We start from the raw sequence: 25,954 nt of genomic DNA, 5'->3' as shown, positions 1-25,954 counted from the left end.
CTTAAAAGGTCTGTTTTTTTCTATGTAAGATGTTATTAATCATATGACATAGTTATTTTTCAAACTATTTTTTCTTTCAAATAAAAATTTTTGTATTTACTCCACCACTCGTAGAAATTAATAAAGCATCAAGTTCAAAAACTCCCACTTTATTAATAAAAGCTATTTCTTAACTTCATAAAATTGTTATACACTAGAAAAATAAAAAACAAACTATTCGTTAGCAGGTGGAAGAATATGTATGATGTTACGATTATTGGCGCTGGAGTAAGTAGCATTTTTATGGCTTATTCACTAGCTAAAAGTAACAAAAAAGTTTTAATTCTTGATAAAGGTAAAGCGCTAGAAGATCGCCATTGTCCTTTAGACGAAGGAAAAGTGTGTAATTGTACTACATGTGATAAATATTTCGGGTTTGGTGGTTTAGGCAAATCTGAAGGGAAATTTAATTATACAAACGGATTTGGCGGAGAACTTGAGAAAAAAGTCGGTAAAGAGGGTTTTATACAACTCATGGCTGAAGTAGATGAAATTCTATGTCAGTTTGGTGGAAGTTCGGTTTCAAAATATTCTACTGAAAATTCAAGTCTCACTAAGAGAGCTGAAGCGTGTGGTTTACAAATGCTAACAACAGAAGTAAGACATCTTGGTACTACACTTTCCAGTAACATTTTTCAGCAGCTCTATGAATTTTTACTGACGAAAATAAAGATCCAATTTCATATAGATGTACAACATATTCTGAAACAGGAAGATCATTTTACAATAGAGACAAATCAAGGAACAGTTCAAACTAAGCAACTAGTATTAGCAACTGGGCGCTCTGGAGCCGATTGGTTAAAAGAAATGTGCAGTTCCCTAAATATTTCTCAGGAGCAAACACGTGTAGATTTAGGAATTAGAGTAGAAATGAAAGAACATCAATTACGCTCTATATTAAAAGATACTTTTGAAACAAAACTTTCTTATCAAGGTGAGCATTTCATAGCAACTACTTACTGTATGAATCCAAAAGGACGCATCATTCGAAAGTATGAAGAAGGTTTAGTTATGCCTGACGGTCAAAATTTTCGAGAGCAAGGAACTGGCACTTCTAACTTAAATTTCACTTTATTTATTCCTCGCTATTTTCCAACTCTCAAAGAAGCAAATGTATACGCAAGTTCAATTATTCAAGGCATTAACCAAGGACGAGATCGGATTGTTATACAGCGCTTAGAGGACTTACTAAAGAAACAACCTACGGTGGAAAACAGCATGGAACATAATCGTATACAACCTACACTACAGGGAGATTATGGAGATTTGAATCAAGAAATTCCTCAATTATATATTGAAGGGCTAAAAGAATTTTTATTACGTTTAGAACAATTTATACAAGAGCCTATCGATCAACATACTTTACTATATGGAATTGATGGAAAGTTCTATGCTCCTACGATAAAAATTAATAATCATTTTGAAACTAGTGTACATGGGCTATTTTTAATTGGAGATTGTTCAGGCGTTACGCATTCATTATCTCAAGCAGCTGCAAGTGGTCTGTATGTTGGAAAGTACTTATCTGACATTTAATTTTTATCATTAAGATGTCAATCAAATATTTTCAATTTCAAAACACTTTACTTATATAGTAAAAGTATATTAATAAGTCCCCTACCCTTCACGGCTAATGATTAACAGACAAAAGATTTTGATTTTACAAAATACATATGTAATATAACTGTATATTTAAAACGATTGACATTCAATTCTAATAAATTGAATGTCAACCGTTTTAAAAGTCTCTATCCATTTTCACTTTTATTTGTTCGATATTTTGTAACATCATCATAGTGTTTAATATGGTAGGATGTCTATAAGTCAATTTCACTACAACTATGACTTGTTCTGCCCGTTTCTCAAAAAGAGTTATATTTATGCTACTACGCTTTAAAAAACCCCATTATATATATGAATACTTCAAATTATTCCCTTTAGAAAACAAAATCTAAATGGTTCATCACACTCTAATAGTTATAAAAACATAATATATAACTTTAGTTAAATAAATTATATAAAGAAGGTGTAAAAATGAAGAACAAAATAAATTTACAAATACAAAATATAAGTTTTGTTATAATAATGGGTTTAGCAGTATGGTTAAAAACATATCTTATTACGCGATTCAGTTTTGATTTAAAAATCGAGTCTTCGACGCAAGAGCTCATTTTGTTTATTAGCCCTCTAGCCGCATCATTAGCATTTGTTGGATTAGCATTATTTGCAACTGGTGAAAAGCGAAATTATATAGCGCTCTGTATTAATTTCTTATTAACAATCGTGCTTGTTGGAAATGTAATGTTCTATGATTTTTATAATGATTTCGTTACATTACCAGTACTTGGACAAACCTCAAACTTTGGCCAATTAGGCGGCAGTATTATAGAAATATTAAACTACAAAATTATACTCGCATTCGTAGACATTGTTTTCTTCTTTATTTTATTAAAAAAGAAATCATTGGTCTTTAAAACAGAACGTGTAACTCATTCTACGCGCTTGTTATACTTTCTTTTAACGATTGGTGTATTCTTTGCGAATCTACATCTTGCAGAAAAAGAGCGCCCTGAATTATTAACAAGATCATTCGACCGAGTCATGCTTGTCAAAAATTTAGGCTTATATACTCACCAAGTATATGACTTAACACTGCAAGTAAAAGCTGGGTCACAAAAAGCACTTGCTGATAGTAGTAAATTACAAGAAACTGAAAACTACGTAAAAGCAAATCAAAGCGAGCCAAACCCTAATATGTTTGGTGCAGCGAAAGGAAAAAACGTAATTGTCGTCACTCTTGAATCCTTGCAGACCTTCTTAATAGGCGCATCAGTGAACGGGCAAGAAGTTACACCATTCCTAAATGAATTCATAAATGAAAGTTATTACTTTGATAACTTTTTCCATCAAACTGGTCAAGGGAAAACATCTGATTCTGAATTTCTAATCGATACGTCGTTGTATCCATTAAATCGAGGAGCTGTATTCTTTACACACGGTAACAATGATTATACTGCAACTCCAGAAATTTTACGTCAGCAAGGTTATTTCACTTCTGTATTTCATGCGAATAACGCAACATTTTGGAATCGTAACATTATGTACTCCGCTCTTGGTTATGACCGTTACTATAATGAACTTGATTACAAAATCACGCCAGAAACAAATTTAAATTGGGGATTAAAAGATATCGAATACTTTGATCAATCAGTAGATATATTAAAAACTGTTAATCAACCATTCTATGCTCGTTTCCTTACTTTAACAAACCATTATCCATTTACGTATGATGAAGATACAAAATTCATTGAACCATACAACTCTGGTAATGGCGTATTTGATCGTTACATCGTAACAGCACGTTACTTAGACGAATCCATTAAAAAATTTATTGAACGTCTAAAGGCCGAGGGGCTTTACGATAATTCTATTATTGTGTTATACGGTGATCATTATGGCATTTCCGAAAAACATAATCGTGCAATGGCACAGTTTTTAGAAAAAGATCAAATAACAGAATTTGATACTTTAAATTTACAACGTACACCTTTATATATTCATATTCCTGGACAAACAGAAGGTCAAACTATTTCAAAGCCTACGGGACAAATCGATATGAAACCTACTATTCTAAATTTATTAGGTGTTGATTCTACGAATGATATCCGTTTTGGCCATGATATGTTTTCAGATGAATATACTGGCTTTGTTGTTTTACGTGATGGTAGCTTCGTTACAGATAAGTATGCATACAAAAACAACACTTTCTACGACCGTATAACAGGTGAAATTGTAGATTTACCAAAAAAAGAAGCTCAAGCCCTCATTAAACGTGCACAAAATGAATTACGAATGTCTGACAAAATTATTGAAGGCGATTTATTACGTTTCTCAGAAAGTAATAAAATTAAAACTGGCGAAGTACAAACTAAAATTAAAGAAACAGAAAAATAATCTATATGAAAAAGGAGCAACTTATTACAGTTGCTCCTTTTTACTTTCTTATAACACATCAGGTTTTTTATTCTACGCTTGTTTCTAAAACTACATCCGCAAAAGTATTATCATCACCTATATTTAAAATCACTTCACATTGACGCAATCTCAATTCAAAGAGCATGATAGAATCGTGATAGATTTCAGGATTTGATTTCATCTTATGTAATATCTCTTGTTTTTCTTGTATTTCTAAATGCGTGTTTTCTACAGCTTGCTTTAAGGAGTTAAATGGATTCCTAAAGAATATATTAATATCTCGCTCTTGTGTGTTTTCAAACAGCTCAAATTGCAAGAAAAATTTCTTCATAATAGAAGCCGTTACTTCAGTATAATCTTCATTTTCTACATACTGTTTGTATTTGTTATATAGCATAGATTTATTTTTAGGAAGAACTCCAAATAATTTACCAGCACTTTTCAGTAAAAATTGTGCTGGCGTAAATCGACGTAAAATATTTACTTCATCCATTTGTATTCTAGTCGTCATCCTGTCAGTATCTCTGCGCCAGTCATCAAGTACTTTAAAGTCACATTCTAACTGTATTCTATTTTCTCCAAATAGTGAATTAAGCCCTTCACTAAGTTCTTCTAAATACGTTTGACTTTGAAGAAGCTCATTATTAGAAGTTGCAATCCAATTTTGCATAGAAAGAGCCAGATTAGGTAACACAGTTTGTTCTAAATATTTATGCACTCTTTCATTCATTGCTTTATTTAGTTCCGTATCCATGTGCCCGAAATCACTTTCTTCACTAATTAAATTAGAACAGCTCTTTAATATCTTCGGAATATTTTCAGTAAGATCATTTGTAATTTCAGTCTTCATTGAACGATATGATTGTGTAATGAAATGAATTTTTTCCCTCTCAAATGTAGTAAGGTTATTAATGCTACCGTTTAGTTTCACTAGCATATCTTCATTCCAATTAATAGCATCCACCAGATTATTTTCTTTCTCAACACGTTTATCCAAAAGATATGTAATTGTTTTTCGAATGAAAAATAATAACTTTTCAGTACGTTCTGCATCGATATTTTTATGATTAAAGTTAAAATGAATAAACTCAGTTAAATCATTTAATTGTTGACTACTTGTATATAACGAGGAATAAGGGACAATTCTCGCATACGGGAAATATGTGTTTATTCTCGTTGCCGTATCATGTAATACCCTTTTCACTTCTGCTTCACTGTAAATGTTATCGATTTTATTTAATAAGAAATGAATTTGTAAATTTGGCGTATGCTCTTGAATACTTAATAGAATGTCACGTTCTTTATCAGTAAAAGGTGAATCCGCATTCAATACGAACAGTAATTCGTCTACAGAATTTAAATATTCGAATATCTCATCTCTAGTGTCGTTATTCCTATTAAAGCCAGGTGTCACTACAAATGTAAGTTTATTTTCATTTAAAAATCTACATGGTAATTTAAATTCAACACACGCTCTATCTCTATATGTTTGATAGTGCTGAGACATCATATTATGGTAATCAGAGACATCTTCCGTTGTTGTAATTGCTGAGTCTGTTATAGCGTTTATTTCTATATGAGCATCATTTTTTAAAACTACTACATTTGAAATTGATTTTTCTAATATATTTTCTCCTAATATAGAGTTAATAAATGTAGTTTTTCCGCTCCCTGAAGTTCCCGTTACTAAAATACGATTTGTTCTTAAATCTGCGAGCTCGTCAACTAACCATTTAAATCGGTGACCTATTTCTATATTCTGCTTTTGTGCCCACTGTGTAATAGATTCAAAAAGGTGTAAGCTGTACTCTAAGCCATTTACATGATTAATAGAATGTGACAGTAAGTTTTCCGCATGTTCTATATTTGCTGAATCTATTTTGGAAGGGAAAATCTCATCCCATGCCAATACAGCTGCAGATGGAAATACAGCATAAGATGGATTGACTACCTTTAACCAATTTGCTAACAGATTTGGAATGATATCGTTTAATTGTCTAAGCGTATATTGACCTTGAATTAATGCAAAGTACGTTTCTTCGTAAAGAGCAGAAACTTTGTTCCATATATCGGACGAATGTATTTCAATATGTAAGAAAAATTCATTTATTGTGTTAAGCCACAATAAGTAATTTTTTTCATTTTTATAACTGTTCCAGAGTGATGAAACCATTTGCGTAAATTGTACTTGATCTACATTATTTAATGTAGCTAATGCATCATAAAAATAGTCTGGTGAAATATGTTTAGTAAACCCTTTATCGATATATCCTTTTAACACCTCAAACCAAGGATACGATTCTATGCGAATTAACTCATTCACAGCAAGCTCTACTGCACTATCAAAATCTTGCTGTTCCTCATAAAAGGAACGGGCAATTTTTGTGACATTCGGATAATCAGGATTTAAAGAAACTGCTTCTTTAATAACACCGAAAGCTGAGTCAAAATTATTTTGCTCAATGTAAAGAGAAAGTAATTGTAGTCTAATTTCGGTCATCAATATTTTATTATCAGTAGTAATAGAAGTATAAATATTTTCAGCAAATGATAACTGATTCAGTTCGAAATAAGCATCCGCAATATTTTTTTGTGCCCATGGTGCTAATTCATTACTAACCTTCTCCCATTTAAAAATAGCTGCTTCAAAATCTTGATGACGATAATAAAATTCACCTTGTGCAAAACGAATATAAGACCCATCAGAAATCTCATTTTTTTCTTCGTTTACATAAGCTTGTCCAAGTACGTCAAGAGTTGGTTTTGTTTCATTCTCCATTAGGAATGTTTCATAATACATCTTTTTTATTAATTGTTTTTCTAATCTCATCTTTTCCCCCACTATATCTTGAAAATACATTTTTAAGATATGTCAATACTTTTTGTATGTATGCTTTTTATCTTAACAAAGAATATCTTTTGGAAAATTTCATTTTCCTTTCATTTTTCAAGTTAGATTGAATTTTTATGAGAAAAGTTTCAGTTTTTTTTCAATTCCCTTTCAGTTATGAAACAGCATTAAATGTTCCTAATAACCTAATAACACTATAATATTCCACATTATATTATCAGGAAAACCCCATATAAACCATATTATAAAAACAATCTATATTGAATTTATATACATAATTCACTGTGCTGTCAAACAAAAAAACAACAATAGGAGCCAACAGCTATTCATACCATTTCTTTCTCAAATTGTTTTCCTTTAAAATGTTTCAGTAGTTATGTAATTAAATTCCATTAACCTATATAAATAACTAGTCCAAAAAATATCTATATGCATATCATGTTATAGTAAAGAATTTAGGAGATCCTAAAAGGAGGCATTTTCATGTTTGAAGATAAATCTAAAATAAATTACCCATATGAATTTACTGAAACTACAACAGTTCCTCTAAAGAACCCCATTGATAAAAAATTCAAGAACGGCACAGGTACACATAACTTCCCAATTAAGAAGCACTATAAAGAGCAAGTTCTATACACTGAAAAAATTAATAATAATAAAAATAAGTAATTGTATAGACCTTTATAACAATTAGCCAAATAAGAAGCAACATTTGGCCATGCATAGTTATTTAGTTAGTAATGATACAATTCATGCACATTTTAAAAAGTGCTGTATACAGCGCTTTTTTATACATAGATAAATTTAAGCTAACGCAACCAAGAAATAAACTGCAAAATTACTCCACCTTATTCTCGTTTAACTATTAAATCTACATATGAAAAGGGAGCAACAGTAAATGTTGCTCCCTTTTGAAATATAATTTATTCACTCTACATAACCCTCTTAAACATCTTCTCCAACTCATAAGTAGAATGATGCACAAGAATCGGTCTTCCGTGTGGGCATGTGTATGGGTTTGTTGTTGTACGTAATTCTTCCAGTAAGGCAAATATTTGATCGTTCGTTAAATATTGATTCGCTTTAATGGATGCTTTACAGCTCATCATGATGGCTGCTTCTTCACGTAACTTTTTAATATCCACTTTTTTTAGTTTAACAACTTGCTCCATCATTTCATCGATAATTTCTGTTTCTTGTCCTTTCGGGAACCATGTTGGATGCGAGCGGACGATAAAAGATTGATGGCCGAATTGTTCTAAAAATAGCCCGACTTTTTTTAGTTCTTCTAACTGTTCTTCGACACGTAAAAATTCAGTAAGAGATAGATCAATACGGTACGGTACAAGTAACTCTTGTACTTCTTGCGCTACCCTTCCTACTTTATCACGGAAGTATTCATAATTAATACGTTCCTGCGCGGCATGCTGGTCAATCATATATAAGCCTTTATCATTTTGAGCGAAAATATATGTTCCATGCATTTGTCCAATTGGATAAAGTGGTGGTAAGTCATTCCCGTTCATTTCAATCTCTTTTATTTCCCGAACTTCTTCTTCTAATTCCTCTAGTTCAAAATCCTCTTCATTACTGTCCCACGATTTCTCTTCTTGAATTGGTTCTTCGATTATCGGTTTAGTGGATGGTTGCCAACTTTGTTCTTCTCTTATGAGCGACTGTGGTGGTTGCCATTCTTGTTTCGGCGGTTGCCACAGTTGTGGTGGCTGTTTCACAGCCTGCGGTTCTTCTTGTTTTGCATCCATGCCAGTTGGTAAAACAATGTCCGGAATAGATGGTTCTTTCGGCTTCGCATGCTCAAACTGGAACTGTTCTTGCACACTTTCGTCTTTTTCTTTTTTCTTCGTTGTTACGCCTGCATCTGGAATGAGCTGTATTTTTTTAAATGCAGCTTGCAATGTTTCTTCGATCAGCTTTAGCAATTCTTGTTCTTTACTAAAACGAACCTCTAACTTCGCTGGATGTACGTTAACGTCAACTAGCATTGGATCCATTTCAATCGATAAGAAGCCAATTGGATACCGGCCGACTGGCAGTAATGTATGGTATCCTTGCTGAATTGCTTTCATTAGTACAAAGTTTCGAACGTAACGACCATTTACGATCGTTGACATATAATTACGAGATGCTCTCGTTACTTCTGGTAATGTTACATAACCTTTAATTGTAAAGTCTAAAGATTCAGCTTCAATTGGAACAAGCTTCTTCGCAACTTGAATACTGTAAATCGATGCAAGTACTTGTCTTACATCACCGTTACCTGATGTATGAAGCAATTTCTTTTCATTATGAAACAGTTTTAACGATACTTCTGGATGTGACATTGCAATACGATACACGATATCTGTAATATTCCCGAGCTCCGTATGAATGGTTTTCATATATTTAAGACGCGCTGGTGTATTAAAGAATAAGTTTTGTACTGTAATATCTGTTCCTTTTCGGCTCGCAGTCTTCTCTTGCTTTATAATGTCTCCACCTTTAATTATGAGGTGTGTACCAGGCGCATCACCTGTGCTAGTAATTAATTCTAATTCACTAACAGAGGCAATACTCGGCAATGCCTCACCGCGGAAACCGAGTGTTCTTATGCGAAACAGATCGTTTTCATCTTTAATTTTACTCGTCGCATGGCGTTCAAAAGCGACGATACAGTCTTCTTCTGCAATACCATCACCGTTATCAATGATACGAATTTTCGATAACCCAGCTTCTTCTAAGTGGATTTCAATAGATGTACTATTCGCATCGATAGAATTTTCCACAAGTTCTTTTACGACTGAAGCAGGGCGCTCTACTACTTCCCCTGCCGCAATTAAGTTAGAGAGTTGGTCATCGAGTTTGCGAATTTTCCCCATCTACTTACTCATCCTTTCTTTAACTTTTTCTGTAAGCGATACAATTCGTTCATCGCTTCTAAAGGTGTCATATCAAGTAAATCGATTTTTTTAATTTGCGCCAATACTGCTGTTTCTTTTTGATCTAGCAGAGGTTTGTCTTGTTTCTTCGAAGACTGTTCTCCTCCAAAGAAAGATAGTTGCGATTCTTCTTCAGTCTCTACTTTCGTTTCCTGTATTTCTGCTATTTCCTCTTTTACAACTACAGGTTCTGGAGCAGCTTCTTGTACTTTCACTTCTACTCGTTTTGGAATAATAATTTCTTCCTGTCCTTCTAGCTGTGCTAACACTTCTTTCGCGCGGGCGATTAAGCTATCTGGAAGCTCTGCAAGTTGCGCAACGTGAATTCCGTAACTTTTATCTGCTGCCCCGTCTTGAATTTTATGAAGGAATACTACTTTTCCATTCTCTTCAATTGCTGAAACGTGTACATTTTTCAGTTGATCTAAACTCTCTTCTAACACCGTTAATTCGTGATAATGCGTAGAGAATAACGTTTTTGCACCAATTTGGTCATGAATATGTTCAATAATTGCTTGTGCAAGTGCCATACCATCATAGGTAGATGTACCGCGTCCAATTTCATCGAATAAAATTAAACTTCTTTCTGATGCGTTTGCAATTGCATTTTTCGCTTCTAACATTTCGACCATAAATGTACTTTGACCTGATATTAAATCATCCGCTGCACCAATTCTCGTAAAGATTTGATCAAATACAGGTAATACTGCTTCTGTTGCTGGTACGAAACAACCGATTTGCGACATAACCGTTACAAGTGCTAATTGTCTCATATACGTACTTTTACCAGACATGTTCGGCCCTGTAATTAAAAAGACATCCATATTCTCTGGCATAATACAATCATTCGGTACATACAATTTCCCGTTCAATACTTTTTCAACGACAGGATGACGACCATCTTTAATAAAGATTTCGCGCTTCGTTGTCAGTACAGGTTTTACAAACTGTTCTTCTTCACTAACTGTCGCAAAACTTTGCAGTACGTCTAATTCACTAATTACTTTCGCTAAATGTTGTAATTTCGGAATAAATACTTTTACTTCTTCACGAAGTGCTGTAAATAAATCGTATTCTAGCTGTACGATTTTTTCTTCAGCTTCCAAGATTAACGTTTCTTTTTCTTTCAGTTCATCTGTAATGAAACGTTCAGCATTAGCAAGCGTCTGTTTACGTTCATAGCGACCTTCTGGAAGTGCTGCAAGATTCGCTTTCGTTACTTCAATGTAGTAACCGAAAATACGGTTGTATCCGATTTTTAACGATTTAATTCCAGTAATATCACGTTCTCTTTTTTCAAGCTCAGCAATCCACGTTTTCCCGTTTTTACTCACGTAACGATATTGATCAAGCTTGTCATTATAACCATCTTTAATAATATCTCCATCTTTAATTGAAAGCGGTGGGTTTTCTTGAATACTTCTTCCTAGTAATTCTGTTAAGCTTTCACATGGATCTGCACCTTGAATTAATCTCGATGCATAAGCGTTATCTAACAAACTAATTGCTTCTAAAATAGCTGGCACTTGAAGTAATGAACGTCTTAATTGTAATAAGTCTCTTGCATTTACGTTACCAAATGCAACTTTTCCTGCTAAGCGTTCTAAATCATATACTTCTTTTAACTTTTCTTTTAAATCTTCACGTAAGAAGTAATCATTTACAAACGTTTCAACCATTTCTAAACGCTCTTCAATTCTTTCTTTCTGTATAAGTGGACGTTCCATCCACTGTTTTAACATACGACCACCCATAGCTGTTTTCGTCTTGTCCAATAACCATAATAGTGATCCTGTTTTTTCTTTCGTCCGAAGTGTTTCTGTCAGTTCTAAATTTCGCTTTGAATGTACATCAATTTTCATAAATTGATTCGTATAATAAATTTCTACTGGTTGCAAATGATCTAAAGAACGTTTTTGCGTTCTTATTACATAGTTAAATAAACGTCCAACTGCTTTAATTAATTTTGCTTGTGAAACATTTTTCACAAGATGTTCTAATCCTTCCGGAATTGCCGTTGCATCTTCATACGAAATCGTCATTTTCAATGTTTCAGTTAACTTGTTTAGTTCATCTTTAGAAAATGAAGAATCAACAACAATTTCTTTCGAACCAGTTGCATACACTTCTAATAAAATATCTTCTACTGAACCAGTCAGTAACGTTACTGTATTTTGTCCAGTCGTTAAGTCGTTACAAGCTAATGCATATGATCCATCTTCAAAATGTGTTAATGCGGCTAAGAAGTTGTTTTCTTTCTCATCAATTGTACGCCCTTCCATCATCGTTCCTGGCGTAATTAATTGTACTACTTCACGACGTACTACACCTTTAGCTGTTTTCGGATCTTCTACTTGCTCACAAACAGCTACTTTATATCCTTTTTCAACAAGTTGTTCAATATAGTTTTTAGCCGCATGATATGGTACACCGCACATTGGTATACGTTCACTACTACCGCCATCTCGGCTCGTTAATGTAATTTCAAGTTCATGGGCTGCTTTAACAGCATCCTCAAAGAACATTTCATAAAAATCGCCTAAGCGAAAAAATAAAAAGGCATCTTGATAATCTGCCTTAACCTTTAAATATTGCTGTATCATAGGCGTATATTGAGTCATACTTTTCCTCCATAATTCTTACATGATAATCTATTTTCATATATGTCGCATTTCACGGACACTCTTATCTCCTATTTCAGGAGTCTTTCTTCATTATAACATATTTCATAAAGAATCATGTTCATTCAGCGCCACTTATGTAAAGTAAAAAGCTAGGAAGAACTTCTCCCTAGCTTTCTATTACTCTTCTTCTGCATCAACGATAAAGTTCGGATCTAATTCTTCAAATTCATCATCAGCAATTTGGAAATCATCATCTGATTCTACGCAGCCTTCAGGATTTACACTTACACAAATTTTCGTTTCTCCAACTACTTCTGTTACAAATTCACGTTCTACAGTTACAACAATTTTATTACCATTTGGTGATACAAGTGCTTCTAAACAATTTGGCGGCTGAATAACACGAGCAATAATTTCTAAATCGTCACCAGAAAAGTTTTTATCACGATAACCAATACTTACTTCGTCCGTGTAGTTCACACGTTCTGTTACAACTTCAGTCTTTGTATTTCCATCAAATGAATACCAAGTGTTCACATCATAGAAACCTTCAATTTCCACATGTTTTCCATTCTTTCTTGCTTCGTACGAGTGGTTAATTACCCAGCACCCTAAAATACTTGTTGGCTCATTATTCGATTCACATGTATGCGTTGACTTTGTATACTTACGTCCTTTTCCAACCACTGCTTTTGTAATAATCTCTCTAAATTCGGACATTCGTAACCCTCCTCAATCACTATTCACTTAATCATATGCGTGACAATAGCGGAATGTGTCATTCTTTTTTTGAGAAGACCTTACGTTTAATCCACAAAAAAAGAGATGTCAATATGACATCTCTTTAACAACCACAATTTCCTTTTTTACTTTCTACCGCTGCGCCAGTTTCACCCTTTAGTACATCACCACCAGTTGAAATTAATATTTCATCTGTTACGTTGTTAGAAATTGTACTAGCAACTAACTGTAATAAGTCATTTACGTATGTTTGTGAAGATTTAAATTGTTGTACGACTGGAATACTGTCTAACTTATCTTGCAATGCATCAATTTCAGCTTCTACCTTTTTTAAAGCTTCCCATTTCCCGTAATGTTGCAAGTTTACTGCTTGTTTTTGCAGTGCTTTAATTTCATCGATTGCGCGCTTTACATTTTCATTTTTATGAATTTGCGCCTCTGCTTTCTTAAAAAAATCAACTTCTTCTGTTTCAGAAATCATTTTTGCTAATTCTTTCGCTTGTTCAACAATGTCATCTTTCGAATATACTTTCATCTATTATTTCACCTCAATCGGCTCTTCAACTAATTCCCCGTTAAGAGACCAAGTTTTTGCTTCCGTTATTTTTACTTTCACAAGCTGACCAATTAAAGATTTTGAAGCGACGAAGTTTACAAGTTTATTCGTACGAGTATAACCTGCAAGTACTTCCGGATTATTTTTACTTTCCCCATCAACTAACACTTCTACAATTTGACCTTTGTAACGACTATTCTTTTCAATTGCCAACGTATTTACTAGTGTATTTAAGCGTTGAAGACGTTCTTTCTTTACTTCCATCGGTACATTATCTTTCATTTTTGCAGCTGGTGTACCTTCGCGAGGAGAGTAAATGAATGTAAAGGCAGTATCAAACCCTACTTCACGATATAACGACATCGTTTCTTCAAATTGCTCATCTGTTTCATTTGGAAAACCAACGATAATATCTGTTGTTAATACTGCATCTGGAATTGCTTCTTTAATTTTTCTTACAAGTTCTAAATAATGCTCACGCGAATATTTACGTGCCATAATTTTCAACATATCCGTACTTCCAGATTGAACTGGTAAATGGATATGTTCTACTAGGTTGCCACCTTTTCCAAGCACTTCAATTAAGTGATCATCGAAATCACGTGGATGGCTCGTTGTAAAACGAATACGGGCAATATCAACTTTACGAAGTTCGTCCATTAAATCGCCAAGACCGTATTCTATATCTTCAAAGTCTTTACCATATGCATTTACGTTTTGACCAAGTAAAGTAATTTCTTTATAACCATTTGCAGCTAAATGACGAATCTCTTGGATAATATCTTCTGGACGTCTACTTCGCTCTTTTCCGCGTGTATACGGTACAATACAATACGTACAGAATTTATCACAGCCATACATAATATTTACCCAAGCTTTAATATCACCACGACGTACTTTCGGAAGGTTTTCAATTACGTCACCTTCTTTTGACCATACTTCAACTACCGTCTCTTTCGAGAACATCGCATCTTTTAGAATGTACGGTAATCTATGAATATTATGCGTTCCAAATACCATATCTACATGCTGATTTTTTTGCATAATTTTATTTACAACAGATTCCTCTTGAGACATACAACCACATACACCAATTAAAAGGTCTGGATTTCTTCGTTTGAGTGACTTTAAATGGCCTAGCTCACCAAACACCTTATTTTCAGCATTTTCACGAATTGCACAAGTGTTTAATAAAACTACATCTGCATCCTCAGTTGAAAAAGTTGGTTCATATCCAAGTGCGGTGAAAATACCTGCCATTACTTCCGTATCATGCTCATTCATTTGACAACCATATGTACGAATATAGAACTTTCTTCCTGTACCAAAATTGCGAAACTCTTCAGGTAAGCCAAAATCCCGTTCAATTTTAACTTCTTCTTTCCCACGCTTTTTCGCATCCTTTAAGGAAGGTGGTTGATATACATTTTCAAAGTATTTACTATAATCTTTCTCTTCTTTTTTCGTAGAGGAATTTGCTTGTTGACTTGCTAATCGTTGTTGCTCGTTCATCGGTAATCTCCTTTCACCCTTAACTATACATACTCTATAGTCCATTTTAATGCGCCTAGACTCACCTCAAAAATGGTTAGATAGCTTGAGAGATAACTTGTCCTTTGAAACTTGAGTAATCAATCTAATCATTCATAAGAATGAAGTCTTCCCCACGCAAATAGACATTCCCTTTTTATCATTTCTTGTTGTCCTACCAAAAAGCATATTGCTTTATCCCTATAAACATTACCATAGTATGATGTATTTCGCCAATTTTAACAATAAAGAGGCCCTTTATTATCTTACATTTCATAAGCAATGAACTTGCCATTTTCATACAACGATTTATATATTATTTTATCATTCTGAATTTTCTAAGTAAATAAGGCTACCCTATATTTTTGTACATAAAAAAAGGTTACCAAATCGGCAACCTCCTCTTCTTACATTACATAAATTCAGCAACAAGCTCATCAAACATTTTCTGATCCATATTTAAATCAGATTTCACTAAAGGCTCTTCACTATAGCCTTTAACAAGTTCTTGATATGATGGTTGCTTAGTATTTTGATAAATTAACCCTGTTACTAAACCGTTATTTTCCATTAAAGTTTGCATAGCCATCATGCGATTAGATGGATCATATCCCTCTACTGTGCTTAGTTTCGTTAAATTCTCTTTAAACCAATCGTAAGTATTTACTTTATTGTAAGTAACACATGGGCTAAATACGTTAATTAATGAAAATCCTTTATGGTTAATACCAGCTTCAATAATTTGTGTTAATTCTTTTAAATCACTCGAAAAGCTTTGCGCCACAAATGTCGCACCAGCTGTTAAGGCCATTTCCATTACATTTAGTGATGGTTCAATTGAACCTTGTGGTGTGCTTTTCGTTTTAAATCCAGCTTCACTACGTGGTGAAGTTTGCCCTTTTGTTAATCCGTAAATTTGGTTATCCATTACGATGTACGTAATGTCGATATTACGACGAATAGAATGGATTGTATGACCCATACCAATCGCAAACCCATCACCGTCACCACCTGAAGCGATAACTGTTAAATCACGATTTGCCATTTTCACACCTTGCGCAATTGGAAGGGCACGACCATGAATACTATGCACACCATATGAATTAATATAACCTGAAATACGGCCTGAACAGCCGATACCAGAAATAACAGCAAGTTCATCTGGATTTAGGCCAACGTTAGCTGCCGCACGTTGAATTGCAGCTTGCACTGAGAAGTCTCCGCAACCTGGGCACCAGTTTGGCTTTACACTGTTACGAAAGTCCTTAAATGTTGCCATTTAATACAACCCCTTTTTTGCATTCGTTGTAAATCTCTTTCGGCAAGAATGGGTTTCCATCATATTTTAAAAGACTAGAAATTTTCTCACCATTACCAAGATTCATTTTCATAATGTTAGCAAGCTGACCTGTTGCATTGTTTTCTACTACTACAACACGCTTCGCCTTTTTCACAAGTGGATCGATTTCAGCTGTTGGGAACGGGTGAATTAAACGCACATGAGCATGGTTTACTTTCATACCCTCTTGTTCTAAACGCGTCATTGCCTCTTCGATCGCACCACGAGTTGAGTTAAATCCAACAAGCAATACGTCTGCTTCTTCATGCTTAACATTTTTATAAACAGGGGTATTAAACTTCAAGTTCTCCATTTTACGGAAACGTTTGTCCATTTGATCTTTACGGTTTATTGCTGATTCCGATGGTTTTCCAGTTTCATCATGTTCTACACCTGTAACATGGTGAACACCATTTTTCATACCAGGTAAAACACGTGGTGAAACGCCGTCTTCTGTTACTTCATAACGCTTGAAGTATGCTTTATTTTCACGTTCTGGTAATTCTACTTCTAAATCAAGCTTACCACGACGAATTTCCACTTTATCTAATTTAAGTGGTTCTACTGTTTGTTTTCCTAAAGAAAGCTGTAAATCTGTTAAGAAAATAACAGGAACTTGATATTCTTCAGATAAGTTAAATGCTTCTACAATGTCATAGAAAGCTTCTTCAACTGTACTTGGCGCCATTACGATTTTTGGAATTTCACCATGCGTACCGTAAATCATCGCCATTAAGTCAGACTGTTCTTGCTTAGTTGGTAATCCTGTACTTGGGCCGCCACGTTGTGTATCAACAATTACTAATGGAGTTTCTGTAATACCTGCTAAACCGATTGCTTCCATCATTAATGAAAGACCTGGACCAGCAGATGCCGTTAATGTACGAACACCAGCATAGTTTGCACCGATTGCCATTGTACAAGCTGCGATTTCATCCTCAGTTTGGATTACTGTTCCGCCGACTTTCGGTAATTTTTTAATTAAGTATTCCATAATTTCTGATGCAGGTGTGATTGGGTATGCTGACATAAAACGAGCACCACCAGCTACCGCACCAAATGCGATTGCATCGTTTCCAATCATAAACATGCGTTTTTTACCATCAGCTTTTTCAAGCTGCATCATGTTTACTTTCTCACCTAGTAATTCTTTCATATATTGAGAGCCGCGTTTAATTGCGTCCATATTCTTTTGAACGACTTGCTCTCCTTTACGACCAAAGATTTCTTCAACAACATCTAAATAAGCTGTTTCATCTAATCCTAATACTGCACTTGATGCTCCAACAGCAACCATGTTTTTCATTAATGATGTGCCTAATTCTGAAGCAATATCTGTAAACGGTATCACATATAGATTTACATCTGTATTGTCAGGTATTGTTGGATTAAATTTCGCATCCGCAACTACAATTCCACCTGGACGTAGTTCGTGGAAATTAAAATCAATTGTTTCTTGGTCAAAAGCAATTAAAATATCTAAATCATCTGAGATCGCTCGTACTTCTGTTGTACTTACACGAATTTTATTATTTGTATGGCCGCCTTTTATACGTGATGAGAAGTGGCGGTAACCGTATAGGTAATATCCTAATCGGTTTAATGCAATACAGAAGATTTCTCCTGTACTTTCAATTCCTTCACCTTGTTGGCCTCCAACTTTCCATGAAAGTTGACTAATCATCTCCTACACCCCTTTTGGCTGCATTCATTGTAGTGTATTTTTTTACAGTAATAGTTTAGCATTTTTTATGCAAATAAACTACAACGGACGCAAATTATGCCTCTTCTGATTTCCCTGAATCTTTAGTATAAAGCTATTTTGTTTTTCATTCTAGTATTAGGTCTTAAAAAAAGCAATAAAATCAAATGAATTAATTTTAATTTTTCTGAATTTTAAACCAAAACTTAAAAACTCATATGTTCTACAAAATTATCATATAAAAATCGTTCTACAGTAGATGCAGCATAGTGTTTACAAAGCTCATTCATTACATTTTCATAATCTCGATAAACTGATACATTTACAACTGTTTCTAAAATCCCATCAAAATCTGAACCAAATCCTATATTGTACTCTCCACCTAATGAACAAATATATTCGATATGTCTTACTATATCTGTTATATTTGCTTCATTTTCATTCGTTAGAAACTGCGGTACAAAAGTGACACCGATCATGCCATTTTTCTTTATAAGAGCTTTAAGTTGTTCATCGTTTAAATTACGTGGGTGCTCGCAAAGTTTCATACAATTTGAGTGGGAAGCAATAGGATTTTTTGCAATCTCTATAACATCCCAAAAACTTCTTTCATTCAGATGAGACACATCAGTCCATACATGTAGCGCATTCAGTTCTTGTACAACCTGTTTACCAAAATTCGTTAAACCCGCCCCACGTGTCTCTAGCGCACCATCAGCTAAGAGATTGGCATAATTCCATGTTAGTCCAAAAGAACGTACTCCCAGGCGATACAACAACCGTAATTTCATTGCTTCTTTTCCAATTGCTTCGCATCCTTCTAGTGTTAATATCGCTCCAACCTCGTCCTGTTTTAACATGTTAATATCATCTTTTGTCTGAATAAACTTTACACCTGGTAGGGATAAAATTTCATTATAAAAAATATCTACCATTTGTAATGCTGCTTCAAATCGGTTTTCATATGCCACTGTTTCTGGTACATATATAGCAAAACATTGTATACTTCCTTTTCTTCTCTTTAACTGTTCAAATGTAATATGTAATTGTGAATCATCGTTAAAATTCCTTTTCCCTTGTGCACTCCATAACTGAAGAAGCACGTCACAATGAGCATCAAAAATTTTCATTTTCATTCCTCCATTATAAAAACAACCTGTTTGCATACTGCAAACAGGTTGTTTAAAACTTAACGAGGTTCTACAATTAATTTTATTGCTGTACGCTCTTCGCCATCAATCATAATATCTGTAAACGCTGGGATACAAATCAGGTCCAAACCACTAGGCGCTACAAATCCTCTTGCAATTGCTACTGCCTTTACCGCTTGGTTCAATGCACCTGCACCAATAGCTTGAATTTCTGCTGTTCCGCGTTCGCGAATAACACCTGCAAGTGCACCAGCTACAGAATTAGGGACCGACGTTGCTTTAACTTTTAATATTTCCATTCCGCGTTTCCTCCTCGTTTCTTTAAAAAGTATTAGCAATTATTTCACTTTAACTTATATTCACGAGGAATGGCGCGTATTCCTGCTAAATTTTCGTAATTTTTCTAAAAAATTAAAATATAATAACTTATCTAAAATTTAACGAGAATTTACTCAAAAAATGGTTGATCGTCATTAATTAAAATACGTTCAATTTTCTTTGCTTTTCCTGTATTTGGATCCACATCAATTAACACTGCACTTAATTGCGTTCTACCACTTGTTACTTCAAATCGTACTGGTAAGTTTGTTAAAAACTTCTTCAATACTGCTTCTCTGTCCATACCTAATATTCCGTCATATGGCCCTGTCATCCCAACATCTGTAATGTATGCTGTTCCGCTTGGTAAAATACGGTTATCTGCTGTAGGGACATGCGTATGCGTACCTACTACTGCTGTAGCACGCCCATCTACATACCAACCTAGCGCTTGTTTTTCACTTGTAGTCTCCGCATGGAAATCAACAAAGATAATATTCGTACGTTTTTTCGCAATATTAATTAATTCATCCACTTTACGGAATGGACAATCAATCGGAGGAAGGAAAGTACGTCCTTGTAAGTTAATAACTGCAACTTCTGTTCCATTACAGTTCACAAAGATAAGTCCTTTTCCTGGAGTTCCTTCTGGGAAGTTAGCTGGTCTTGCAAGATATTTTGCATCATCGATGAATTCAAATACTTCACGATTATCCCAAGCGTGGTTTCCAAGTGTAACTGCTTGCGCCCCACATTCTAAAAAGTTTCGATATATTTTTTCTGTAATCCCACGGCCACCTGCTGCGTTTTCTCCATTAATGATTGTTACTGTAGGTGTATATTTTTTCTTTAATGCCGGTACGTATTGTTGAATCATACCTCTACCAGGAGATCCTACTACATCCCCAACAAATAATATTCTCATATGTCTTACCCTTTCTATGTACTGCATTTTTTATTGCTATAGCATCAAGTAAATTCCTTATAATATGTTTATTATAAGTTTGTTTCACTTTTATACTATATAACTAACTGTCTTTATTTTATCCAATTCCAACACAAAAAAATAAAGTGGTGTTTCACCACTTTATTTTGCGTATTCCACTGCACGTGTTTCACGAATAACAGTTACTTTAATATGTCCTGGGTAATCCAGTTCATTTTCAATACGTTTTCGGATATCACGAGCTAAGCGATGAGCTTCTAAGTCATCGATTGTATCTGGTTTTACCAAAATACGAACTTCACGTCCTGCTTGAATTGCAAATGACTTTTCAACGCCTTCATAAGACTCTGAAATCTCTTCTAACTTTTCAAGACGACGAATATAGTTTTCAAGTGTTTCACTACGAGCTCCCGGTCTTGCAGCTGATAAAGCATCTGCTGCTGCAACTAAAACTGCAATGATAGAAGTTGGTTCTGTGTCACCATGGTGAGATGCGATACTGTTTATAACTACAGGATGCTCTTTATATTTCGTTGCAAGTTCAACACCAATTTCAACGTGGCTTCCTTCTACTTCATGGTCAATCGCTTTTCCGATATCATGCAATAGACCTGCACGTCTTGCTAGTTTTTCATCCTCGCCAAGCTCTGCCGCCATAAGTCCAGTTAAATATGCAACTTCCATAGAGTGTTTTAAGACGTTTTGACCATAACTTGTACGGTATTTTAAACGACCTAAAATTTTAATTAAATCTGGATGTAATCCGTGAACACCCACTTCAAACGTTGTTTGCTCTCCGACTTCGCGAATATACTCGTCCACTTCACGTCTTGATTTTTCGACCATCTCTTCAATACGCGCTGGGTGAATACGTCCGTCCTGTACTAGTTTATCAAGAGCGATACGAGCTGTTTCACGACGAATTGGGTCGAATCCAGAAAGGATTACCGCCTCTGGTGTATCATCGATAATTAAGTCAATACCCGTTAACGTTTCTAACGTACGAATATTACGACCTTCACGCCCGATAATACGTCCCTTCATTTCGTCATTTGGAAGATTTACAACCGAAACGGTTGTTTCAGCAACATGATCAGCTGCACATCTTTGCATTGCAAGAGATAAAATCTCTTTTGCTTTCTTATCCGCTTCTTCTTTCGCGCGAACTTCACTTTCTTTTACCATAACAGCGATTTCATGAGAAACTTCACTTTCTACTTTACCAAGAATAATTGCTTTCGCTTGTTCGCGTGTCAGATTGGAAATGCGCTCTAATTCTGTTTGTTGCTTTTGAACTAACTCTCCCACTTTGCTTTCCAACTCTTCAATCTGTTGTTGTCTCGCTACAAGAGATTCCTCTTTCTTCTCTAACTGTTGCTCGCGTTTATCGAGCGTTTCGTCTTTACGATCAAGGTTCTCTTCTTTTTGCATTAAACGATTTTCTTGTTTTTGTAATTCGCTTCTACGGTCACGAATTTCTAATTCAGCTTCTGTACGAAGTGTATGAATTTCATCCTTTGCTTCTAAAAGCGCTTCTTTCTTAAGTGCTTCAGCATCACGATTCGCTTCGTCTAAAATACGTCTCGCTTCATTAGCCGCACCATTAATCTTCGCTTCAGCAATAGACTTTCGAACAAAAAAGCCAACAACTGCACCGACTGTTGCAAGCAAAATGGAGATGAGTATCCAAACTGTACTCGTCATGATTTCACCTCCCCTTGCTATGAATGAAAAAAGACTGTCGGCATGTACATTGAATTACAACATACAGCAAAGACCGTCGTCCCGCTTTTTTAAGGGACTTTCTTCATTTCACAATTAAAATGTCATATTATTATTTCGGTAAGATTTAAACCTTACTCCGAATATTACTTCTCTTCTTGAGAAGAGTATATTGTATATAAGAAAAAAATATACATTCTCATTGTATCTATCGTAATTTTCATTGTCAAGCGTTGTCTACTTTTACTTTCTTTGCCTTCAGCCTTGAATGTGACCTAAATTTTAAAAGTAAGGAGCCTACTATACTGGAAAACCTTAGTAATTCCCATTTCTTTTACTTAAAATATTTAAATATCCCTCTTTACACAACGCATTTGAAGTAAAAAAATATTTTTTATCTATAATATTATGCTCCTTAATAGTAGATAAAAAAATAAAAGACACGAGGCCGTGTCTTTTATTTTTTTAATCAAGAAGAGTTGAATCTTCTGCGCCCTCAGCACCAGAATCTTCACTAATTCCGTGATGCTCACGAATAAAGAAGGCAATTTCTTCTCTTAAATCTGTATTTTCTTTTAAGAACTGCTTCGAATTTTCACGACCTTGTCCTAGGCGTTCTTCATTATAAGAATACCAAGCACCGCTCTTTTGAACGATATCAAGCTCAGAAGCCATATCCAAGATTTCACCTTCTCTTGAAATACCTTCTCCGTACATAATATCAACTTCAGCAACACGGAATGGTGGTGCTACTTTATTTTTCACTACTTTTACTTTTGTTTTATTACCAACGATGTCGTTACCTTGCTTTAATTGCTCCGCACGACGCACTTCAAGACGGACAGTTGAATAGAATTTCAACGCACGACCACCTGGAGTTGTTTCTGGGTTTCCGAACATAACCCCAACTTTTTCACGAATTTGGTTAATAAAGATTGCAATTGTTTTTGATTTGTTGATTGCTCCTGAAAGCTTACGAAGTGCTTGTGACATTAAACGTGCTTGTAAACCTACGTGTGAGTCACCCATGTCGCCTTCAATCTCTGCTTTCGGTACAAGAGCTGCTACAGAGTCAATTACGATAATGTCAACCGCACCACTTCGTACAAGTGCTTCCGCGATTTCTAATCCTTGCTCCCCTGTATCAGGCTGTGATAATAGTAATTCATCTATGTTAACGCCTAATTTTTGTGCATATACAGGATCCATTGCGTGCTCCGCATCGATGAATGCTGCTTGTCCACCTTGACGTTGTACTTCTGCAATTGCATGTAATGAAACTGTCGTTTTACCTGAACTTTCAGGTCCGTAAATTTCGATAATACGGCCACGTGGATATCCGCCTACCCCTAGTGCTACATCAAGTGCTAAAGAACCACTAGAAACTGTAGAAACTCTACGCTCCGCTTGTTCTCCTAATTTCATAATTGAACCTTTACCGAATTGCTTCTCTATTTGTTTTAACGCCATATCTAACGCTGCTTGACGATCACTCATTCAAAATTCCTCCTTAACTGAATTGCTAATCTTATTATACCTATTTTCAATTCAATTTGCCAACAAAAATCGAACATTTATTCGATTTTTTTATTTTCTATCAAATAATATCTAAATTTAACCGTAAAAAAACTAGAAGAAACTTATATCTCTTCTAGCTTTTTATATAAATGATAAAATCCATATTTTGCTGTTCGTTCTCTAATTTGTTGACGACTTCCGCTTAAATTAAGAGGAAAGACTACAGTTGGTTCATCCTTAATAGAAAGCCCAACAAATACTGTTCCTGGTTCTTTCTGTTCTGAAGCATCTGGCCCTGCTACACCAGTGAAACTAATTCCGATATCCGCTTTTAGTACATCCTTAACATTTTCAGCAAGATAACGAGCACATTCTTTACTAACTGCACCATCAGTATGCAACACTTCTTCAGGCACACGTAAAACATGTTGCTTCACATCATTATGATAACAAATGACACCGCCTTTAAACACAGAAGAAACACCAGCGTTTTCAGTTACTTGATTTCCAAAAAGACCACCTGTTAAACTTTCTGCACACGCTAAAGTTAACCCTTTTCTCTTCAATAACTCGATTGCCTTATAATGCAAAAATTCTTGGTCATATCCGTAGAAAAATTCTCCTACTCTTTCTAAAATCAAATCTTCCACATATTGAATTAGTTTCTCCGCTTCGCTAACATTTTGATGCTTAGCGGTTAAACGTAATGTCACTTCTCCATCATTTGCTAATGGGGCAATTGTTGGGTTTGTTTGTCCATCAATTAAATCTTGAACTTTCACCTCTAATTGGGACTCCCCAATACCGAAGAAACGAAGCACACGAGAATAAATGTTTTCTCCTGTTGTAAAATTACGTAAAAAAGGCTCTACGTAACTTACATACATTGGTTTCATCTCTTTTGGTGGCCCTGGTAATAAAATATAAACTTTTCCGTTCTTATTTACCCCCATACCCGGCGCCATACCGTGGTCATTTGCAAATACTGTTGCTCCATTTAAAACGAGCGCTTGCTTTTTATTATTCTCCGTAAATTCACGGCCTGTACGCTTAAAGTAATTACTTATTAAGGCTAATGCCTTTTCATCATACACAAGCTCTTCATCTAAACTAGTAGCTATCGTTTCTTTCGTTAAATCATCTTTTGTCGGTCCTAATCCACCTGTGAAAATAAGTATATCAGCACGTTCTTCCGCAGCTTCAATCGCCTTTTGCAATCGCTTATTATTATCACCAACAACAGTATGATAGTACACGTTAATTCCGATTGAAGCTAACTTTTCAGATAAAAACTGGGCATTTGTATTTGCAATTTGTCCAAGTAATAATTCAGTTCCAACCGCAATAATCTCAGCATTCATCCCAATTCCCCCATAAACTTCTATTTTGAGTTTACAAAAGCAGCTCTATTTTTCCAGAAATAATCCCATCCTGAAATAACAGTAAAGATTAATGCAATCCATATGAAGATATCCGCAACTGGAATATGGATTAAATTTAAAGGTACATCGTGTAATAAATATGCTGCAATCGCAATAATTTGTGTCCATGTCTTAATTTTTCCTAGCTGGTTTGCTGCAACTACTTCCCCTGTTCCAGCAAGTACAAGACGTAAACCAGTTACCGCAAACTCACGACTGATAATTACAATAACAATCCAAGCCGGTACATATTGCATCTCTACCAATGTAATAAGTGCTGCCGAAACAAGTAATTTATCAGCTAACGGGTCAAGAAACTTCCCTAAATTCGTTACAAGATTATATTTTCTTGCGTAATGTCCATCAATCCAATCTGTAGCTGAAGCAATGATAAAGATAAGTGCCCCCACTAAATGTTGAATCGGTAAATCAACATCACCAATTTTGTATGAACCCCAATCAAAGGGTGCTAACATAATTACCATAAAAATTGGAATTAAGAAGATTCTAGATATTGTAATTTTATTTGGTAAATTCACAGCTATTCCTCCATCATATCAAAAACATTTGTTCATCGAAAAAAAG

General features: G+C 34.9%; 18 protein-coding genes. 3 read left to right on the top strand and 15 right to left on the bottom strand.

Going from position 1 to position 25,954, the window contains the following annotated elements; genetic code table 11:
• Positions 1 to 237: 237 nt before the first annotated feature.
• Both ACTFRU_RS17410 and ACTFRU_RS17405 read left to right on the top strand, forming a co-directional pair.
• On the top strand, positions 238 to 1,575 hold the full coding sequence (locus ACTFRU_RS17410) for an NAD(P)/FAD-dependent oxidoreductase (RefSeq protein ID WP_000272403.1): 1,338 nt from the start codon (positions 238 to 240) through the stop codon (positions 1,573 to 1,575).
• A 498-nt stretch (positions 1,576 to 2,073) separates the two neighbouring features.
• Positions 2,074 to 3,993 carry an LTA synthase family protein gene (locus ACTFRU_RS17405; protein WP_000791014.1) on the top strand — a complete coding sequence of 640 codons (1,920 nt, stop codon included), beginning with the start codon at positions 2,074 to 2,076 and terminating at the stop codon, positions 3,991 to 3,993.
• A gap of 67 nt (positions 3,994 to 4,060) precedes the next feature.
• On the opposite strand, the gene ACTFRU_RS17400 is transcribed toward ACTFRU_RS17405, so the two are convergent.
• Positions 4,061 to 6,844 (bottom strand): dynamin family protein, encoded by a 2,784-nt coding sequence (locus ACTFRU_RS17400; RefSeq protein ID WP_001235312.1) that lies wholly within the window; start codon positions 6,842 to 6,844, stop codon positions 4,061 to 4,063.
• Between the two features lie 504 nt (positions 6,845 to 7,348).
• On the opposite strand from ACTFRU_RS17400, the gene ACTFRU_RS17395 reads away from it, so the two are divergent.
• The gene (locus ACTFRU_RS17395; RefSeq protein ID WP_000461138.1) at positions 7,349 to 7,534 is read left to right on the top strand and encodes a hypothetical protein; all 186 of its coding nucleotides are present in this window, start codon (positions 7,349 to 7,351) and stop codon (positions 7,532 to 7,534) included.
• Between the two features lie 263 nt (positions 7,535 to 7,797).
• On the opposite strand, the gene mutL is transcribed toward ACTFRU_RS17395, so the two are convergent.
• The 14 genes from mutL to pgsA form a co-directional block, all read right to left on the bottom strand.
• Positions 7,798 to 9,741 carry a DNA mismatch repair endonuclease MutL gene (gene mutL, locus ACTFRU_RS17390; RefSeq protein ID WP_000516455.1) on the bottom strand — a complete coding sequence of 648 codons (1,944 nt, stop codon included), beginning with the start codon at positions 9,739 to 9,741 and terminating at the stop codon, positions 7,798 to 7,800.
• Between the two features lie 8 nt (positions 9,742 to 9,749).
• On the bottom strand, positions 9,750 to 12,422 hold the full coding sequence (mutS, locus tag ACTFRU_RS17385; RefSeq protein ID WP_000196026.1) for a DNA mismatch repair protein MutS: 2,673 nt from the start codon (positions 12,420 to 12,422) through the stop codon (positions 9,750 to 9,752).
• A gap of 180 nt (positions 12,423 to 12,602) precedes the next feature.
• Positions 12,603 to 13,145: an outer spore coat protein CotE gene (gene cotE / locus ACTFRU_RS17380; RefSeq protein WP_001288799.1), complete on the bottom strand. Its 543-nt coding sequence runs from the start codon at positions 13,143 to 13,145 to the stop codon at positions 12,603 to 12,605.
• A gap of 124 nt (positions 13,146 to 13,269) precedes the next feature.
• Positions 13,270 to 13,701: a RicAFT regulatory complex protein RicA family protein gene (locus ACTFRU_RS17375; RefSeq protein ID WP_000870461.1), complete on the bottom strand. Its 432-nt coding sequence runs from the start codon at positions 13,699 to 13,701 to the stop codon at positions 13,270 to 13,272.
• A gap of 3 nt (positions 13,702 to 13,704) precedes the next feature.
• Positions 13,705 to 15,234, bottom strand: a complete 1,530-nt coding sequence (gene miaB, locus ACTFRU_RS17370; protein ID WP_001005378.1) for a tRNA (N6-isopentenyl adenosine(37)-C2)-methylthiotransferase MiaB — start codon at positions 15,232 to 15,234, stop codon at positions 13,705 to 13,707.
• Between the two features lie 430 nt (positions 15,235 to 15,664).
• Complete coding sequence (locus tag ACTFRU_RS17365) at positions 15,665 to 16,531, bottom strand: 2-oxoacid:ferredoxin oxidoreductase subunit beta (RefSeq protein ID WP_000190155.1); 867 nt, start codon at positions 16,529 to 16,531, stop codon at positions 15,665 to 15,667.
• A complete protein-coding gene (locus tag ACTFRU_RS17360) occupies positions 16,518 to 18,275 on the bottom strand; it encodes a 2-oxoacid:acceptor oxidoreductase subunit alpha (protein WP_000625418.1) in 1,758 nt (585 codons plus the stop codon). Before ACTFRU_RS17360 ends, ACTFRU_RS17365 begins: the two co-directional genes overlap by 14 nt.
• A 224-nt stretch (positions 18,276 to 18,499) precedes the next feature.
• Positions 18,500 to 19,423: a dipeptidase gene (locus ACTFRU_RS17355; RefSeq protein WP_000688045.1), complete on the bottom strand. Its 924-nt coding sequence runs from the start codon at positions 19,421 to 19,423 to the stop codon at positions 18,500 to 18,502.
• A gap of 59 nt (positions 19,424 to 19,482) precedes the next feature.
• Positions 19,483 to 19,743 (bottom strand): stage V sporulation protein SpoVS, encoded by a 261-nt coding sequence (gene spoVS / locus ACTFRU_RS17350; RefSeq protein ID WP_000404341.1) that lies wholly within the window; start codon positions 19,741 to 19,743, stop codon positions 19,483 to 19,485.
• A 149-nt stretch (positions 19,744 to 19,892) separates the two neighbouring features.
• A complete protein-coding gene (locus ACTFRU_RS17345) occupies positions 19,893 to 20,687 on the bottom strand; it encodes a TIGR00282 family metallophosphoesterase (protein WP_001221097.1) in 795 nt (264 codons plus the stop codon).
• Between the two features lie 162 nt (positions 20,688 to 20,849).
• Positions 20,850 to 22,412, bottom strand: a complete 1,563-nt coding sequence (gene rny / locus ACTFRU_RS17340; protein ID WP_000204911.1) for a ribonuclease Y — start codon at positions 22,410 to 22,412, stop codon at positions 20,850 to 20,852.
• Positions 22,413 to 22,895: 483 nt separating this feature from the next.
• A complete protein-coding gene (gene recA / locus ACTFRU_RS17335; protein WP_001283860.1) occupies positions 22,896 to 23,927 on the bottom strand; it encodes a recombinase RecA in 1,032 nt (343 codons plus the stop codon).
• 143 nt (positions 23,928 to 24,070) lie between these two features.
• Positions 24,071 to 25,309: a competence/damage-inducible protein CinA gene (gene cinA, locus ACTFRU_RS17330; RefSeq protein WP_006928395.1), complete on the bottom strand. Its 1,239-nt coding sequence runs from the start codon at positions 25,307 to 25,309 to the stop codon at positions 24,071 to 24,073.
• Positions 25,310 to 25,329: 20 nt separating this feature from the next.
• Entirely contained in the window at positions 25,330 to 25,908 is a 579-nt protein-coding gene (pgsA, locus tag ACTFRU_RS17325) for a CDP-diacylglycerol--glycerol-3-phosphate 3-phosphatidyltransferase (RefSeq protein WP_001052967.1), read from the bottom strand.
• Positions 25,909 to 25,954: the final 46 nt, after the last annotated feature.

Source organism: Bacillus cereus group sp. MYBK220-1 (assembly GCF_051916445.1).
Lineage (GTDB): Bacteria > Bacillota > Bacilli > Bacillales > Bacillaceae_G > Bacillus_A > Bacillus_A cereus.
The sequence above is the reverse complement of the archived record's forward strand: the minus strand, read 5'-3'. Positions and strand labels throughout refer to the sequence as shown.